The organism is Corynebacterium sp. LK2590 (genome assembly GCF_040946105.1).
Classification (GTDB): domain Bacteria; phylum Actinomycetota; class Actinomycetes; order Mycobacteriales; family Mycobacteriaceae; genus Corynebacterium.
The window spans coordinates 1-16,401 of sequence record NZ_JAYWMH010000008.1; the positions used below are offsets into that span (position 1 = coordinate 1).

Genomic DNA, 16,401 nt, shown 5'->3' on the forward strand with positions numbered 1-16,401 from the left:
CCGCAAGGCAAATAGGCTCTGGCCCTCAAGGAATCTTGGGGGTCATCTTCTATTTCTAGAAGCCCCAAACGCTGGGGTTCAGTTCTCAAAAGCCCTGGTAGACTTCAACGCAGGACGCGACTCCACCCGTGCCTGCTGGGGTTCAGTTCTCAAAAGCCCTGATAGACTTCAGTTGGTAGACCGGCAAAAAGTGCTCATGCTGGGGTTCAGTTCTCAAAAGCCCTGATAGACTTCTAGATCGCCGAGACCCGCCTGTGGCGCGGCTGGGGTTCAGTTCTCAAAAGCCCTGATAGACTTCACGCCCTCGGCATCGAGTGGGGCGCCCAGCTGGGGTTCAGTTCTCAAAAGCCCTGATAGACTTCTAATGACGATAAGAAGCGTCACGGCACCGCTGGGGTTCAGTTCTCAAAAGCCCTGATAGACTTCGCGTGCCCGCCGAAAACTGCCCCGTCAAGCTGGGGTTCAGTTCTCAAAAGCCCTGATAGACTTCGTAGCACACACCTACAACATCACGCAACGCTGGGGTTCAGTTCTCAAAAGCCCTGATAGACTTCTGCCGACTCCCGTGGCGTCGGACTCGAAGCTGGGGTTCAGTTCTCAAAAGCCCTGATAGACTTCAGGTGGGCTTGGAAAAGCCCATTTACCTGGGTCTATTTTGGTGATCTTGGACTAAAATATGACGAGCTGGCTAGGAGTAGTGTCCGCAGGGACCTCTTTTTCTTTCGAGAATCGGATGACTTTAGACCATTGGGCATCAGTGACCGAAAGTATTCGGATATCTCCCCCCGAAGGTAGCTCCGTTTTTATCTGTTTTACCGTCGCTGCCACTCGAGAAGCCAAAGGGAAATACTGGACATAGACGCTCAGTTGAGCTCGGCAGAAGCCGAGGTCCAAGAGGTGATTACGGAATTTGTTGGCGTCTCGAGTTTCCTTTTTTGTCTTGACTGGGAGATCAAACATTACGACGCACCACACTGGTTCACTGCCCTTCGCCGGCATCTAGTAGCCCCTTCCACTGAGGTACCTTGAGAGACTTGACTTCACCTTCGACGTAAAGCCCATAGTGCTGGGCGAATTCGTTGAAAACAGTGGGAAGAGACTTCCCGTCTCCGTTGAAGCTTCCTGTCATACGAATCGAAAGCGTTTGTTTGATCCATGGAGTTAAGTCCTCCGCAGGAGTCACTGTGCTGAAGACTATCTGGTCAACCATCGGTCGGAAAGGCTCCATGAGATCATCGACTAGGGCGAAGGCGTTGCTGCGGCCGCGATGGAAGAGGCCGAGTGTCCCCGCCAGACCTGCGCTTGTAATAGCTCGTATGCCGTACCCTCGCAGAAGAGTGTAGGCATAATCGAGTGCGCTATTCCATCCTGCTTCACCTGCTCCCGGAATTCGAGAAAAGCCCTGTCCATCGGAAATCAAGGACCAGTAAATTCGTGCAGCCCGTGCCTCGTGGTTATCGGGATCTCCGGAACGGACTTTGCCGGCAAGTTCATTGAGTTTTGCAGAAGGATACCCCGTGATTGCCTCCGCAGTCCGGCTTTGGCCGTAGATCTTTGCTGAAATGACTCGTGCCCATGCTTGCTTCTTCCTTGGAAGCGAAAGCTCTGCCTGGCAGCGCTGGCGAATACCCACCCGCGTGTGGTCATGCCACGGAATAGCGCCAGCTACTGGAACCTGTCGCCAATCGCACACAATTAACGAGATGTCGTATTCGCTGAGCTTCATGACGACAGCTCCTGACACGCTCGTTTTCGAACCGATGAGCACTACAGCTACTTGTGCGAGCGGGATGGCGACCTCCGACTCTTTTTCAGGTTGCCGGACAATTATCTGCCCGCGTCTGTATCCAAGAGAGCCTTCGAGGCCGATACAGTCGATGACTCGCCATCCCGATTTCATGATCAGTCAGCCTTCCAAGTGACAGGGAGATGCGCAGAACTAGTTAACCGGGGCCTACCCAAGGAATCACGGCGAACAACGACTACGCTGCCATCATGGAAAACTTTGTTTACTGCCGGTAGCCAACCAGGGCGGTCGATAATTTTCTTCAGGTCATCTGAGGCAGCATTGTCGAGGCCCTCGGCGCTCAATTGCAATGGCCGAAGCCTCAGCTTTGAATTAGAAAAGAACCCGTCCAACCTCCATCGTCGGACTTGACCGAGCTCGTTCTGCATACCGGCGACCTGCCCGGTGTTGAATTTGGACGTGTCGATGACTAGCTCGTCGTCGACCACAATCCAGCCCAGGTATTCGGCGGTTCCTTCGGCTAGGGCCTTACGTAGCTTGGGTTCGGACTGGCGTACAGACATGGTCTGCGGTTTGAGCTCGACGCTGAAGAGATCCTCGTTGCGGTGTCGGACCAAATCCGTGTTGTAGACGCGCAGCATGCAGTAAGCGTGCTTCTTTCCGCTCGGGACGCGGTAGATGCGCGCGTGGTGGAAACGGCTGAGCTCAGCGTAACCGCCGCGTACCTTGATAGCGCCCGCCCCGACGGGGAAGACCTCAACCGTGTCGTTGTCTTTAGCGCTGAACCACGTCCCGTTGACTCGGATTCGGCGGTCAGGGTTAGCGGGCAGTCCTTCCTTGGGATCGAAGTCTGGTTCGCGGGTAAGAGCACACCAGAGCGCTTCCGTCGAGGCGCGGTCGATGTCGGTGATGCTGATTTCAGACCCGAGCGGGATCTTCTTCAGCTTGCCGATCGTGTCTTCGTGAGCGCGGCTGTTGCCCAATCGCAGTCGCAAATTCGAGGTGACGACAACGCGATCTTCATCCAGCGCCTGCTGCAGTAGGGCGGCTAGCTTCTGCATGCGGGGCAACCATTGGCGCCAGGCTGCGCGGTGCGCGTCATCAATGCCGGTGAATTCCTTCCACTGTTCGGCTTCGCCTGTGAGCTTTGCTGCTTCACGCTTGTTGCTGCGCAGCACGAGAGTTTCAGCCACATAGTTTTGCACGAAGGAGACCACTGCAGCGTCCACGGCATGGTGACGGCGGTCCAAACGGGATTTGCCGGTCCCATCGATAAACCGAAGCTTCCGAGAGATACCGGAGGCGCCACGAGCTTCAGCCGTGATCTGGCCGCGGTATACACTCACCGCGGTGTCGCTAGCAGTGTAGGTCTGCGCCACGCGGGCCCGGAGTTCGTTTGCCATCCAAGCGACGGATTCTATGGAGCGGTTGTCGATAGGCTCATCGACTGCCGTGCGCTTGAATCGCTGGCACACGCTGTCGCGGAACTTGTTGAAGTCACGCTTCGTCAGACCGGAGTCTTCGACCCAGTGGCGGGTGCGTTCGAGTGCTTCCTTCACGCTGACGCCGGGGATGGAAGAAGATTCGGCCCATACTGCGAAGGGAACATTCTTCTTCGACAGGTTGCAGCGGTGGCAGACCGCCACGAGATTGTCACGAGTGTTCGTCGAGCCCTCACCAGCGCGCGGGACGATATGGTCCATCTCGCAGTTGGTGTAGGTAATCGTGTCGCCGCAGTAGGCGCACTTGCAGTTCTGGCGTTGAACAGACTGGTACCGCCACAGGTCGGACTTTCGCGGTTTGCCCTCCATCCCGAGGTTTTCCTGCATCTTCGAGAGCAACTCATAGTTGCGCTTCGTCCGTCGGTTAATGTCACGGTCAATTTCGATCGACTTGGCACGGCTGACGAAGCCATCGCGGACGTGCTCAATAACGACAGACTCGGGCGCACCCCACTCGTTGGTCGCGGCATTGAGCCAACGCGCGACCGTCTTGAGGACGCGGTCCACAGCGGGGTTTCTTACCGGTTCCCCGATCGGTGGTGCAGGTGGTGCCCAATCCTCGGGGATACCGAACTCTTCGCGCTGGGCGCGGTGGAGGTCGAGATTGTCCTCGAGCATGCGTCGGGTAAGGCGAACCAAGGTGTCCTCGCTGTAGGCAGCGCGGCCCATGGGCAGGTGCAGTTGATCAAGCTTTTCGTGCTCAGTTTCCTCGAGCTCAGCGAAGAAAGCCTGGACCAGGGCGCCTTCGGCGGAGTCCCAATCGTCCACCTCAGCATTGGACAAAGACTTCAGCATGGCCGCCCGCTCGGCGTCGTTTGCGCCCTTCCACCAGTTCGCCAAAGCCTTGACCTTGCTGGACAAGATGGTGCGGTTGGTGTCGTGCACCGGAGGCTTTGCTCCTGCGCGTTCGCCGTCGTTGGTCATCGTCGCCGTGCCGAGTAATTCGCCGCGGTCGATTTGCAGGATCTCTGCGACGTCCAACCAAGAAGGAGTCTTCTTCGGATCCAAGTTGACTAGGTGGTCAAAGACCAGCAGCTTTTGCTCCTTAGTGAGCTCGTCCTTGGACGAGCCATTGCGGATGCGCAGGTTTCCGATGAGCGCGGCGATACGGTAGCGCTGGAAGGCATCCGAAGCTTTGAGCGCACGATCCAGTTTGGGCTGGAGCGGGTCCTTGCCCACACGGCCGACCTGCGCGCCCTTCGGGGACTCGGCCGCGAAAACGTGATTGATGAGCTCTTTTCGAAGGGTGTCGTCAATCTTCTGGGTCTTACAGATCTCGTTAATTTCGCGCGCGTGATCGACCTGTTGAAGGCGTGCAGAAATCACCGCGGTTTTCACCTCGTCACCACGGCCGGCTTTTTCCTTGGCTTGGTCTTTCTTCTTCCCGCCGCCACGGATGCGATCTACGCCGAGCTGTGCAAAAGAGATCAGCTGGGCAACGGTGGCGTCCGCGGGGATCTTCTTGCCGGTCTTTGCCTCGAGCTCTTCGCGGATAGCTTCAAAGGCGTCGCTAGGCTCGCCGGGGGAGTAGAGGGAGACGGTCTTGACATACGGATTACGCCAGCCGCGGTGATTGGCAATGTGTCGCATCGCGATGGACAGCTTCTCGCCCCGCTCGGCTTCGTCGGCGATGAAGCCGTTGGCTAGTTCGACGCGTGCTTTCCATGGCAGGTAGGGGTCGGAGTAGCTCTCGAAGGGGAGGGTGGTCCAGCTCTGCTTTTCGAGGAATTTCTCGAGCTTAATCATGCGGTGGCGTCGTCGGCGGTACAGGCGGCGCGTGCGTCGAGCGACACCGGAGACGGCGAGACGAGTGATCGCGGTTTTCTGAGAATCGGGATCCAGACCCGAGTCATGGATGAATGACACAGCACTGAGGATTTCCGTGGGGAATCCGGCGTCGTCGATAGCAATGGCGGCGCAACCGACCGAGTAGGAGCCGACATCGATGCCTACGCGGTATTTCTGGGGAGTCGTCATGGTAGGGGGACAAGGCCTTTCGGGTAGTAAAAAGCCGATGCCCGAAGGCATCGGCTGGAGCAATCGGTACCGATAACGAGTCGGTCCTTACTGAGGTTCAATTCTCACTAAAGACTTTATGTCTAGACAGCGTATTTGGCAACACAATTTCTTGATATATTCACCACATTTTCTCCCCTTGGCGCAGCGCCGGTACCTACCCACCCGGCTCTTGGTACCTGCCCAGTAGGCTGGGGACATGAATCTTGATGATGTTTTAGACCGCGCTCACGTGGTCCAGCTGCCCATGGCGGTGAAGTTCCGTGGGGTGACCAGCCGGGAAGCGCTGCTCATTGACGGGCCGAAGGGCTGGGGTGAGTTCGCGCCCTTCCTGGAATACGGGCCGGAAGAATCCGCGCACTGGTTGCAGGCCGGCTTGGAGGCCGCCTATCAGGGCTTCCCGGTGCCGTTGCGGGACACGGTTGAGGTCAACGGCACGATCCCGGCGGTGCCGACGGAGCAGGTCCCGGAGGTCATGCAGCGCTACCCGGGCTGCACCACCTTCAAGATTAAGGTGGCGGAGAAGGGACAGACCCTGGACGATAACATCGCTCGTGTGGCGGCCGTGCGTGAGCACGTGGCGGCCACGGGGGCCACGCCGGTGCTGCGCGTGGATGCCAACTGCGGCTGGACCGTGGACCAGGCGGTGGAGGCGGCGCAGCACCTCATGCCGCTGGATTACATGGAGCAGCCGTGCCAGACCGCGGAGGAACTAGCCGAGGTGCGCAACCAGCTCATGCGCCGCGGCATCTTCGTGCGCGTGGCCGCGGATGAGTCCATCCGCAAGGTCGAGGACCCGTTCCGCGTGGCCGAGCTGAAGGCCGCGGACGTGGCCGTCGTGAAGCCCGCGCCGCTGGGTGGCGTGCGCCGGGTGCTGAGCATCGCGAGCGAGCTGCGCGCTAGGCACATGGACATCACGGTGGCCTCCGCGCTGGATACTTCTGTCGGCATCAGTATGGGCCTGGCGGCCGTGGCGGCGCTGCCCAAGATTGCTGATGACGAGGACATTGACGTCGCCCCGGCCGCAGCGGGTCTGGCGACTGGCTCGTTGTTCCTCGAGGACGTCACCGCGCCCCGGGAGATCGTCGACGGGCACCTCAAGGTAGATGCCGCCGTCCCGGAGCCGGACCGCCTGGCCGCCTTGGCCGCCCCGGCGGACCGCCGCGACTGGTGGTTCGAGCGCCTGCGCCAGGCCTGGGAGTTCCTGCCGGCCCAGGAGGACTAATAGGGCACTTGCGGTGGGCCGCGCTGCTGTTAGCTTTCTGGACGTAGGCTGGATGGCATGACGGAAGGAATGATTTCGGTCCGAGACGCCCACCTGCACAACCTGCGCCACGTCAACGTGGACTTGCCGCGCGGCAGGTTGGTTGCGGTCACGGGGGTCTCCGGTTCGGGTAAGTCGTCGCTGGCCTTTGGCACCATCCACGGCGAGGGCCAGCGGCGGTACTTGGAGTCCGTGGCGCCGTTCGCCCGGCGGCTTATCGGCTCGGCCGTGGACCCGCAGGTCGAATCCATCACGGGCCTGCCGCCCACGGTGGCGCTGCAGCAATCGACCTCCGGCGGCGGGGCGCGCTCCACCGTCGGGACGGTCTCCGCGATGGCGAATACGCTGCGCCTGTTGTACTCCCGCGCCGGCAACAACCCGGAGGGGCTCTACTCGGATTCCTTTTCCCCGAACACCCCGGAGGGCATGTGCCCGACCTGCCAGGGCCAGGGCGTCGAACACGTCCCGACGGAGGCTTCCATGGTCCCGGACCCGACTTTGAGCATCGAGGACGGCGCCATCGCCGCCTGGCCGGGGGCTTGGGCCGGCAAGAACTTCCACGACATCCTGGAGGAACTGGGCTTCGACCTGGACAGCCCGTGGCAGGATCTGCCCGAGAAGGATCGGCAGTGGATCCTCTTTACCGACGAGCGGCCCGTGGTGACGGTCAAGCCGCACCGCGGGGTCGACCAGATCCAGCGCAACTACCAGGGCACGTGGCGCTCTGTGGCCGGGTACCTGAACAAGACCCTGGCCGAGACCGAGTCGGACACCCTGCGCCGGCGCACCCTGTCCTTCATGGAATCGCGCAGCTGCCCCACCTGCCACGGCCGCCGGCTGAACCCGCGGGCGCTCGAGGTCACCTACGCGGGCCGGCCCATCGATGTCACCAACGCGTTGCCGCTCGACCAGCTGCACGCCGAGCTGCGCGAGCGTGCTCCGGAAGAAAACTCGGCCGAGGACTTGCTGCTCAAGCAGCTGGTGCCGACGCTGGCCTCCGCGGTGGAACTGGGGCTGGGCCACCTCAGCCTGGATAGGCCCACCGCCACGCTGTCGGCCGGCGAGCTGCAGCGCCTGCGCCTGGCCGGGCAGCTGCGCGCCGGGCTCTTCGGCGTGGCCTACGTGCTCGACGAGCCCTCGGCGGGCCTGCACCCGCAGGAGCGCGCCGCGGTGGCGCAGATGTGCCAGCGCTTCCTCGCCGAGGGAAACAGCGTCCTGCTGGTCGAGCACGACATGAACCTGGTGGCCCAGGCCGACTGGATCGTCGACGTCGGGCCGCAGGCCGGCAGCGGCGGCGGGGAGATTGTCTTCTCCGGCCCCGTGGACGAATTCATGGACCAGGCCGACTCGCCGACCGCGCGGGCGCTGCGCCACCGGAAGCGCGAGCCGAAGAACACCCCGCGCGAGGCCACCGGCCAGCTGGAGCTGCGCGGCGTCCAGGCCCGCAACATGGACGACCTCACCTTAAGCCTCGGGCTGGGCCAGTTCACCGTGGTCGCCGGGGTGTCTGGCTCGGGCAAGTCCACACTGGTCAGCACCGTTCTGGCCGGCAAGCTGCGCGAGGAGCTGACCGCGGTGACGGACACCGAGGAAGCCGGCGGGTGGTCCATCGACTCCGTTGACGGACTCGACCAGCTCAAGCGCGTGGTGCAGATTACCCAGAAGCCCATCGGCCGCACGCCGCGCTCCACCCTGGCCACCTACACCGGGCTTTTCGACGCGGTCCGCAAGCTCTTTGCCGGCACCGACTACGCCCGCGAGCGCAAGTGGACGGTCAGCCGCTTTTCCTACAACACCAAGCAGGGGCAGTGCCCGACCTGCCAGGGCGCGGGCAAGATCGAGGTCGAGCTGGTCTTCCTCCCCGGTGCCTATACCACCTGCCCGGACTGCGGCGGGGCCCGCTACAACGCGGAGACCCTCGAGGCGACCTGGCGCGGGTACACCATCGCCGACATCCTGGCCCTGACCGTGGACCAGGCCAGCGAGGTCTTCGACGCTGATGATAAGGCCGAGGCCAAGGTGGCGCGTGCCATCGAGACCCTCCAGGCCGTCGGGCTGGGCTACCTGCAGCTGGGCCAAGGCGCGCCGGAGCTGTCCGGCGGCGAGGCCCAGCGCATCAAGCTGGCCACCGAGCTGCAGCGCTCCCGCAACTCGCGCCGCGGCCACACCATGTACCTGTTGGACGAGCCCACCACGGGCCTGCACCCGCAGGACGCCGCGTTGCTGGGCGCCGAGCTCAACCGCTTCGTGGACGCTGGCAACAGCGTCGTGGTGGTGGAGCACGACCTGTCCTTTATCGCCCAGGCCGACCGCGTCGTGGAGATGGGCCCGGGCGCGGGCAGCCAGGGCGGACAGATCGTGGCGGACGCCGCTCCGGCGGAGCTGGCGCGGCTGGATACGCCCACGGGCAAGGCCCTGCGCGCAGCGGTCTAGTGGGGCGGGTGCGCCGGGGCGGGGCTGTACTCGGCGCGCCCCGATCCGGTACTAATGGGAGTTATGCCTAATCGTTACGATAATTCCGACGACGAGACGCGCTATATCGGCCGCGTCCCCAACAGCGGCAACCAGCAGCCGCAGGGTCAACAGCCGCAGGGCGGCCAGGAGCGCCCGCGTCAGTACTTCCCGGGCGAATACGACCCGAACCAGCCCCAGACGCAGCAGTACCAGGCCGGCTACCAGCAGCCGGGCCAAGAAACCTACGCGGGGCAGCCCGGCAACTACCAGGGTGGCTACCAAGATAACTACCAGGGCAATTACCAGCAGCCGGTCAGCGACTACGAGCCGCCGCGCGAGAAGAAGTCCGGTTCAGGCCTGGCCGGGGTCCTGGGTGCGCTGGCCGTCCTGGCGCTGGTGGCCGCCGGCGCGCTGTTCTTCCTGTGGCGCAACGCCGCCAGCGAAGCGGACAAGCCCGCGCCGGAGCCGGTGACCGAGACGGTCACCCACACCACGCAGCAGCCGACCACCGTCACCGAGACCGAGACCACCACGGACAGCTCCGGCGAGGGCGAGAGCCTCCGGGACCGCGGCCGGGATCTGATCCCGTCGGAGGTGCCGGATGAGCTGTTGCCGGAGAACACCGAAGACATGGATGTCGAGGGCTGGCTGCAGGATCTCTTCGGCGAAGGCGGAGCACTGGAAAACCAGTAGAGGCAGCTAGACTTAGCCACTATGACTGGCACGCAAGACAATTCCTCCGCCCGCGCGACCGACGCCACCGAGGTGGCGCGGGCAGTCGCAAGCGAACTAGCTAATCACCTCACCGACGTGGTCATCTGCCCGGGCTCCCGCAACGCGCCGCTGTCGCTGGCGCTGATTGCCCAGCCGGGCATCCGCGTCCACACCCGTCTGGACGAGCGCGCCGCCGCCTTCCTGGCGCTGGGCATGGCCCGCGTCCAGCGCCGCGCGGTCGGGGTCGTGATGACCTCTGGCACCGCGGTGGCGCACACGCTGCCCGCGATGATCGAAGCCTCCTACGGGCACCTGCCGCTGGTCGTGATTTCGGCCGACCGCCCCGCGCGCCTAGTCGGCACGGGTGCCTCCCAGACCATCGAGCAGCAGGGGATTTTCGGCCGCTACGCCGAGACCACCCAGATCACCACGGTCGAAGACGCCGCCAAAATCGGCGAGCGCTTCGCCCGCGACCAGCAGGTGCACATCAACGTCGCGCTGGACAACCCGCTGGTGGGCGAGCAGCTGCCGGAGCCGGGCGCTGCCCCGGCGAGCGCGCCGCGGGCATCGAGCGCGGGCTGGGTCGACCACGGCGAGGTGGAGATCGACTTGAGCCGCAACACCCTGGTCATCGCCGGCGACGAGGCCTGGGCAGTGGAGGGCCTGGAAGACGTGCCCACCATCGCCGAGCCCAGCGCCCCGGCGCCGTACCACCCGGTGCACTCGGCGGCGGCGCACATCTTCCGCCGCGCCCAGGTCAGCGCGAACGACTACGTGGTCAACACCAAGGTCGAGCAGGTCATCGTGGTCGGCCACCCGACCCTGCACCGCGCGGTGCTGGCGCTAATCAATGATCCGGACATCGAGCTGGTGACCCTCTCGCGCACCGCGGACTTCACCAACCCGCGCGGGGAGCACGCCCGCCGCGGCACCCGGGTGAAGGTCACCGGCGAGGTCAGCCGCGAGTGGTACCGCATCTGCCAGGGCGCGGCCGAGGTCGGCGCCGAGGCGGTGCGCTCCGCGCTGGAGAACGAGGACTACGGATTCACCGGCCTGCATGCGGCCGCCGCCGTCGCCGACACCCTGGCGGTGTGCGATTACTTCGTGGTGGGCGCTTCCAACCCGGTGCGGGACGCCTCCCTGGTGGGGCTGCCCTTCGACGGGGTGGAGACCTACTCCCAGCGCGGCGTCGCCGGCATCGACGGCACCGTGGCCCAGGCCGTCGGCATCGCGCTGGCCGGCCAGTCCCTGCACGCGGACCTGCCGCGGGCCCCGCGCACCGTGGCGCTTCTGGGAGACGTCACCTTCCTCCACGACGCCTCCTCGCTGCTTATCGGGCCTGATAACCCGCGCCCGGAAAACCTGACCATCGTGGTGGCCAACGACGACGGCGGCGGCATCTTCGAGACCCTCGAGGTCGGCCAGGAGGGCCTGCGCGGCTCCTTCGAGCAGGCCTTCGGCACCCCGCACGAGGCGGACATCGAGTCCCTGGTCCGCGGTTACGGCGCCGACTACCGCCGCACCGAGACCCCGCAGGAGCTCCTCGACGTGCTGGCGGAGCTGAAGGAATACTCCGCCGGCGTGACCGTGGTCGAGGCCCGCACGACCCGGGAAACCCGCCGCGGTCTGAACGCGGCCATCCGTTCCCACGCGGGCGAATAGGTAGACCCACCCCATGCAGCAGAGACGCCACCGTCCCGCCATCCTGCGCCGGCGCGGCCGCCAGCTCATCTTGGGCGCCTACGCCGTGATGATCGTCGCCTTGATCGCGCTGGTGATAGGCCCCTGGCTCAACGACCGGGAGATCAACCAGAACCCGGGGCGGGCCCTGGCGACCGTCACGGACATCGACTGGCTGCGCACCACCGTCGACTTCCAGGATGAGTCCGGGCTCTACCACTCCCCGGAGACCGGGCTGCTCTATCCGTCCGGGCTGGGCGAGGGGCAGCGCGTGTGGGTGTCTTATTCCACCGCCGACCCGGAACTGGTCAAGGTGGAGGGCCGCGAGTGGACCCTGGCGGTCATTCCGGCGCTGTCCGTGTGGGCCGTGTCCACGGCGGCGGCTGCCGTATTGTGGTGGTTGTTAAACCGGGCAACCCGGGGTGTTAATAAAAATTAACCTCAAGTTCGCGCCCGGGCCACCAGCGGTTGAGTTTGATGAACAAGGATGAGCGTATGCGAGTAGCCATTGTTGCGGAATCTTTCCTCCCGAACGTCAACGGCGTGACCAACTCGGTCCTGCGCGTGCTCGAGCACCTGCACGCCAACGGGCACGAGGCCCTGGTGGTCGCGCCGGGCGCGCGGGACGGCCAGGAAGAGATCGCAGACTACTTGGGTTTCCGCATTCGCCGCGTGCCCACCGTGCGGGTGCCGCTGGTGGACTCCTTGCCCGTCGGCGTGCCGACCACGGAGGTGCTCGGCAGCCTGCGCGAGTTCCAGCCGGACATCATCCACCTGGCCAGCCCCTTCGTCCTGGGCGCGGCCGGGGCTTTCTCCGCCCGGCAGCTGCGCATCCCGGCCGTGGCGCTCTACCAGACCGACGTGGCAGGCTTTGCCACCAAATACCACGCCTCCGCCCTGGCGCACGGCGTGTGGGAGTGGCTGCGGATCATCCATAACTCCTGCCAGATGACCCTGGCGCCGTCCACGCCCACCATCGAGGACCTGGAAAAGCACAACGTGCGTAACGTCCGCCGCTGGGGCCGCGGCGTGGACGCGGAGCTGTTCCACCCCTCCAAGCGGGATGAGAAGCTGCGCCGCAGCTGGGATGCCAGCGGCAAGAAGAACATCGTCGGCTTCGTGGGCCGCCTGGCCGCCGAGAAGGGCGTGCACCGGCTCAGCGCGCTCAACGACCGAGACGATATCCAGCTGGTCATCGTGGGCGATGGCCCGGAGCGTCCCCTGCTGGAGGCCCAGCTGCCCACCGCGGTCTTCACCGGCGCCCTGAAGGGCGAGGAGCTGGCGCGCGCGTACGCGAGCCTCGACCTGTTCGTCCACGCCGGGGAGTTCGAGACCTTCTGCCAGTCCATCCAGGAGGCCCAGGCCTCGGGCGTGCCGACCATCGGCCCGCGCGCGGGCGGCCCGGTCGACCTCATCGACGAGGGCTACAACGGGCTGCTGCTGGACGTGGACACCTTCATCGAGGATCTGCCGCGCGCGGCCGAGGCCCTGCTCAACCCGGAGATCCACGCGGAGTTGTGCGCCAATGCCCGGGAGTCCATCCGCACCAAGACCTGGGAGGGGCTGTGCGAACAGCTCATGGGCTACTACGCCGAGGTGCTGGAGGAGACCCGCCGGGTGCCGCTGACCATCCTGGGGCAGCGCCCGGAGCTGCCGCGTTGGGCCGCGCGCGCCCTCGGCGCCCGAGTGGCCTAGACTAGACAGCCGTGGCTAAGGCAAATCTGGACAAGCAACCCTTCGACGTCGCGCACATGTTTGACGCGGTCGGGGAGAAATACGATCTGACCAACACGGTCCTGTCCTTCGGGCAGGACGCCGGTTGGCGCAAGCGCACCCGCGAGCGCCTCAACCTGCAGCCGGGCGAGAAGGTCCTCGACCTGGCCGCCGGCACCGCGGTGTCCACCGTGGAGCTGTCCAAGTCCGGCGCCTGGTGCGTGGCGTGCGATTTCTCCCGTGGCATGCTGGCCGCCGGCCGCGACCGCAACGTGCCCAAGGTGGCCGGCGACGGCATGCAGCTGCCGTTCGCGGACAACACCTTCGACGCGGTGACCATCTCCTACGGCCTGCGCAACATCCACGACTTCGAGCTGGGACTGCGGGAGATGGCGCGCGTGACCAAGCCCGGCGGGCGCCTGGCGGTCGCGGAGTTCTCCAAGCCCGTGGTGCCGGTCTTCGGCACGGTCTACAAGGAGTACCTGACCCGCCTGCTGCCGCCCATCGCCCGCGTGGTCTCCTCCAACCCGGAGGCCTATATCTACCTGGCAGAATCCATCCGCGCTTGGCCGGACCAGGAGGAGCTGGCCCAGGCCATCAACGCCAACGGCTGGTCTAACGCCGGCTGGCAGAACCTCACACTCGGCATCGTGGCGCTGCACTCGGCCACCAAGCCGGAGGAATAAACCTTTTAAGCCGCGTCCCAGAGCGGGGAGCCGCGCCGGGCGCTGGAAACGGTGTGGCCGGCTAGCTGCCAGGCGCGGGCGATGAGATCGCGGTCCTGCTCGGTGACCAGGTTGCCCATCAGGCGCGCGGCCGCAGGCATGAGGGCCCGGCCCACCGGCCCGCGCAGGCCCACCGGGCCGACCACGGGCAGGAACTGCGGGTAGGTCAAAAGGCGGGCGGCGGTACGTGCCAGGACGAAGGCCTCGCCGTAATCCGCGCGCAGCCGGTCCGGCCAGGCCAGGGTGAAGTCCTTCGGGCCCAGCATCTCCACCGCGCTCCGGGCGGTTTCCAGCCCGTAGTCGATGCCCTCGCCGTTGAGCGGGTTCACGCAGGCGGCCGCGTCCCCGATGAGCATCCAGTTGTCGCCCGCCACGTGGGAGACCGCCCCGCCCATGGGCAGCAGGGCCGAGGTCACCGCCTGGGTGGGGCCCAGCTGCCAGTCGGCGCGCTGCTGCTCGGCGTAGTGCTCCAGCAGCTTCTTGGTGTTGATCTTGGCCGGACGCTTGTCCGTGGACAGCGCCCCGCAGCCCAGGTTGACCTGGCCGGATTCGGTCCCCAGCGGGAAGATCCAGCCGTAGCCGGGCTGGACGGTGCCGTCGTTGTCCTTCAGCTCCACGTGGGAGTGCATCCAGGGCTCGTCCGCAAAGGGGCTGTCGCAGTAGGAGCGCGCGGCAATGCCGTAGACCTCCCCGCGGTGCCAGGTCCGGCCCAGCTGCTTGCCGAAGGTGGAGCGCACCCCGTCGGCCACGATGACCCAGCGCGGGCGCACCGTCTGCTCGCCCACCTGGAAAGACTCCACGCGGTTGCCGGCAAGCTGCGGGTCGGTGGCCGGCGCGCCGAGCAGGGGAGTGGCGCCGGCGGCGACGGCGGCTTCGAAGACCAGGTTGTCGAAGTCGTGGCGCGGCAGGGCCGAGCCCTCCGCGCACGGGTACGTGCTCGGCCAGGGGGCGGTGACGTGCCCGCCGTAGCCGTGCAGCTTCAGCCCCAGGTTGCGGTAGCCCGGGTTGACCGTGATGCCCAGCTGGTCCAGCTGGTGCATGGCCCGCGGGGTGAGCCCGTCGCCGCAGGTCTTGTCGCGGGGGAAAGAGGCGGCATCGACAAGCAGCACCTCGTAGCCGGCGCGGGCGGCGTGGATGGCGGCGGCCGAACCGGCCGGCCCGGCGCCGATGACCGCCACGTCGCAAGTGAGTGGGGAAGATGCGGGGATGTGCTGAGTCTGTGCCGACATGCCCCCTATTGTCGCATGCGCGCTTGCCCGCCGACCCCTCGACTATGTCTAAAAACGAGTATTGGACTACGGTTGAGGGAGTTAAATTAGAGTATCGACCCCAAGGATCGCCTCCATGACCAACGGCCCTACATCGTCCCGTGGCTCCTCGCAGTCCGTGGACTTGGGAGACCCCCAGCTGAACCAGCGCGTGGGGGCAGGCGTGGCAGCCGTCGAAGAATTGCTGCGCACTGAGATTACTCAGGGAGAGGATTTCGTCCACGAAAAGGCTCTCTACCTCGCGGAAGCCGGCGGCAAGCGCTTCCGCCCCGTCATGGCTTTGCTAGCCAGCGAATACGGCCCCGAGCCCGGCTCCGCCCGGGTGGTCAAGGCGGCCACCTCCGTGGAGATGGTGCACGTGGCTACCCTCTACCACGACGACGTCATGGACGAGGCAGAGCGCCGCCGCGGCGTGGAATCCGCCAACTCCCGCTGGGACAACTCCGTGGCCATCCTGGCCGGCGACGCCCTGCTGGCGCACGCCTCCCGCCTGATGAGCCAGCTGGACACCCACACCGTCGAGCACTTCGCGGAGACCTTCCAGACTCTGGTCACCGGCCAGATGCGCGAGACCATCGGGGCGGGCGAGGCGAACGCCATCGAGCACTACCGCGCCGTTATCGAGGAAAAGACCGCGGTGCTCATCGCCTCCGCCGGCTACCTGGGTGCCTACCACGCCGGCGCCGCCCCAGAGCACGCGCAGGCTCTCAAGCGCATCGGCAGTGCCGTCGGCATGATCTTCCAGATCGTCGACGACATCATCGACATCTTCTCCGACCCGGAGGAATCCGGGAAGACCCCGGGCACCGACCTGCGCGAGGGCGTATTCACCCTGCCGGTGCTCTACGCCCTGGAGGAAGACAGCCCCGCGGGCGAGCAGCTACGCGAGCTGCTCACCGGCCCGCTGGAGGACGACGCCACGGTCGAGCGCGCCATCGACCTGCTGCGCCAGTCCGCCGGCCGTCAGAAGGCCCTGGACGACGTGCGCTACTACCTGGACCAGGTGGATACCGAACTGGACCGCCTGCCGGACAACTCCGCCACCACGGCGCTGCGCCAGCTGGCCAGCTACACCGTTAAGCGCGTGGGCTAAGGCCTGCCCGCAAAACTCGTCGCGATAGCCCCCTTGCCTGCCGATTTGTGTCGGGCAGGGGGTTTCGTAGTAGAGTAACTACTCGCACCAAGGTGCACGCCAGGTTGCCCGAGCGGCCAAAGGGAGCGGACTGTAAATCCGCCGGCATTGCCTTCAGAAGTTCGAATCTTCTACCTGGCACCAACAACAACTCCCCTTCACTTTCGTGAAGGGGAGTTTTCTTGT

General features: G+C 65.1%; 12 protein-coding genes, 1 tRNA gene and 1 CRISPR repeat array. Of the genes, 9 read left to right on the plus strand and 4 right to left on the minus strand.

Translation table 11 applies throughout. The features are described 5' to 3' along the window. The first annotated feature begins 70 nt into the window (after window positions 1-70). Window positions 71-618: direct repeats of the CRISPR family, unit length 36 nt; unit sequence GCTGGGGTTCAGTTCTCAAAAGCCCTGATAGACTTC. Window positions 619-669: 51 nt separating this feature from the next. From cas2 to cas9, 3 genes are read right to left on the minus strand one after another with little or no spacing between them, the layout of a single operon-like run. After that, window positions 670-999, minus strand: a complete 330-nt coding sequence (gene cas2, locus VVR85_RS09915) for a CRISPR-associated endonuclease Cas2 (RefSeq protein WP_368520736.1) — start codon at window positions 997-999, stop codon at window positions 670-672. Then, window positions 980-1,900, minus strand: a complete 921-nt coding sequence (cas1, locus tag VVR85_RS09920) for a type II CRISPR-associated endonuclease Cas1 (RefSeq protein ID WP_368520737.1) — start codon at window positions 1,898-1,900, stop codon at window positions 980-982. Before cas1 ends, cas2 begins: the two co-directional genes overlap by 20 nt. Before the next feature lie 2 nt (window positions 1,901-1,902). Further along, entirely contained in the window at window positions 1,903-5,226 is a 3,324-nt protein-coding gene (cas9, locus tag VVR85_RS09925; protein WP_368520738.1) for a type II CRISPR RNA-guided endonuclease Cas9, read from the minus strand. 238 nt (window positions 5,227-5,464) lie between these two features. On the opposite strand from cas9, the gene VVR85_RS09930 reads away from it, so the two are divergent. The 7 genes from VVR85_RS09930 to VVR85_RS09960 all read left to right on the plus strand — a co-directional run bounded on the left by VVR85_RS09930 (window position 5,465) and on the right by VVR85_RS09960 (window position 13,776). Continuing rightward, entirely contained in the window at window positions 5,465-6,490 is a 1,026-nt protein-coding gene (locus VVR85_RS09930; RefSeq protein WP_368520739.1) for an o-succinylbenzoate synthase, read from the plus strand. A 57-nt stretch (window positions 6,491-6,547) separates the two neighbouring features. Then, window positions 6,548-8,962, plus strand: coding sequence for an excinuclease ABC subunit A (locus VVR85_RS09935; RefSeq protein WP_368520740.1), 2,415 nt, complete (start codon window positions 6,548-6,550; stop codon window positions 8,960-8,962). Window positions 8,963-9,025: 63 nt separating this feature from the next. After that, the gene (locus tag VVR85_RS09940) at window positions 9,026-9,676 is read left to right on the plus strand and encodes a hypothetical protein (RefSeq protein WP_368520741.1); all 651 of its coding nucleotides are present in this window, start codon (window positions 9,026-9,028) and stop codon (window positions 9,674-9,676) included. 21 nt (window positions 9,677-9,697) lie between these two features. Beyond that, window positions 9,698-11,359, plus strand: a complete 1,662-nt coding sequence (gene menD, locus VVR85_RS09945; protein WP_368520742.1) for a 2-succinyl-5-enolpyruvyl-6-hydroxy-3-cyclohexene-1-carboxylic-acid synthase — start codon at window positions 9,698-9,700, stop codon at window positions 11,357-11,359. A 13-nt stretch (window positions 11,360-11,372) separates the two neighbouring features. After that, window positions 11,373-11,816 (plus strand): DUF3592 domain-containing protein, encoded by a 444-nt coding sequence (locus VVR85_RS09950; protein ID WP_368520743.1) that lies wholly within the window; start codon window positions 11,373-11,375, stop codon window positions 11,814-11,816. Window positions 11,817-11,872: 56 nt separating this feature from the next. After that, entirely contained in the window at window positions 11,873-13,072 is a 1,200-nt protein-coding gene (locus VVR85_RS09955; protein WP_368520744.1) for a glycosyltransferase family 4 protein, read from the plus strand. An 11-nt stretch (window positions 13,073-13,083) separates the two neighbouring features. Continuing rightward, on the plus strand, window positions 13,084-13,776 hold the full coding sequence (locus tag VVR85_RS09960) for a demethylmenaquinone methyltransferase (protein WP_368520745.1): 693 nt from the start codon (window positions 13,084-13,086) through the stop codon (window positions 13,774-13,776). Window positions 13,777-13,781: 5 nt separating this feature from the next. Here VVR85_RS09960 and VVR85_RS09965 read toward each other — a convergent pair whose 3' ends face one another. After that, window positions 13,782-15,044 carry a geranylgeranyl reductase family protein gene (locus VVR85_RS09965; protein ID WP_368520746.1) on the minus strand — a complete coding sequence of 421 codons (1,263 nt, stop codon included), beginning with the start codon at window positions 15,042-15,044 and terminating at the stop codon, window positions 13,782-13,784. A 115-nt stretch (window positions 15,045-15,159) separates the two neighbouring features. Between VVR85_RS09965 and VVR85_RS09970 the strand changes: the two genes are divergently transcribed. Together VVR85_RS09970 and VVR85_RS09975 are read left to right on the plus strand one after the other, a co-directional pair. Continuing rightward, window positions 15,160-16,176: a polyprenyl synthetase family protein gene (locus tag VVR85_RS09970; RefSeq protein WP_368520747.1), complete on the plus strand. Its 1,017-nt coding sequence runs from the start codon at window positions 15,160-15,162 to the stop codon at window positions 16,174-16,176. Between the two features lie 98 nt (window positions 16,177-16,274). After that, window positions 16,275-16,359 (plus strand) — tRNA-Tyr (locus VVR85_RS09975). Window positions 16,360-16,401 lie beyond the last annotated feature (42 nt).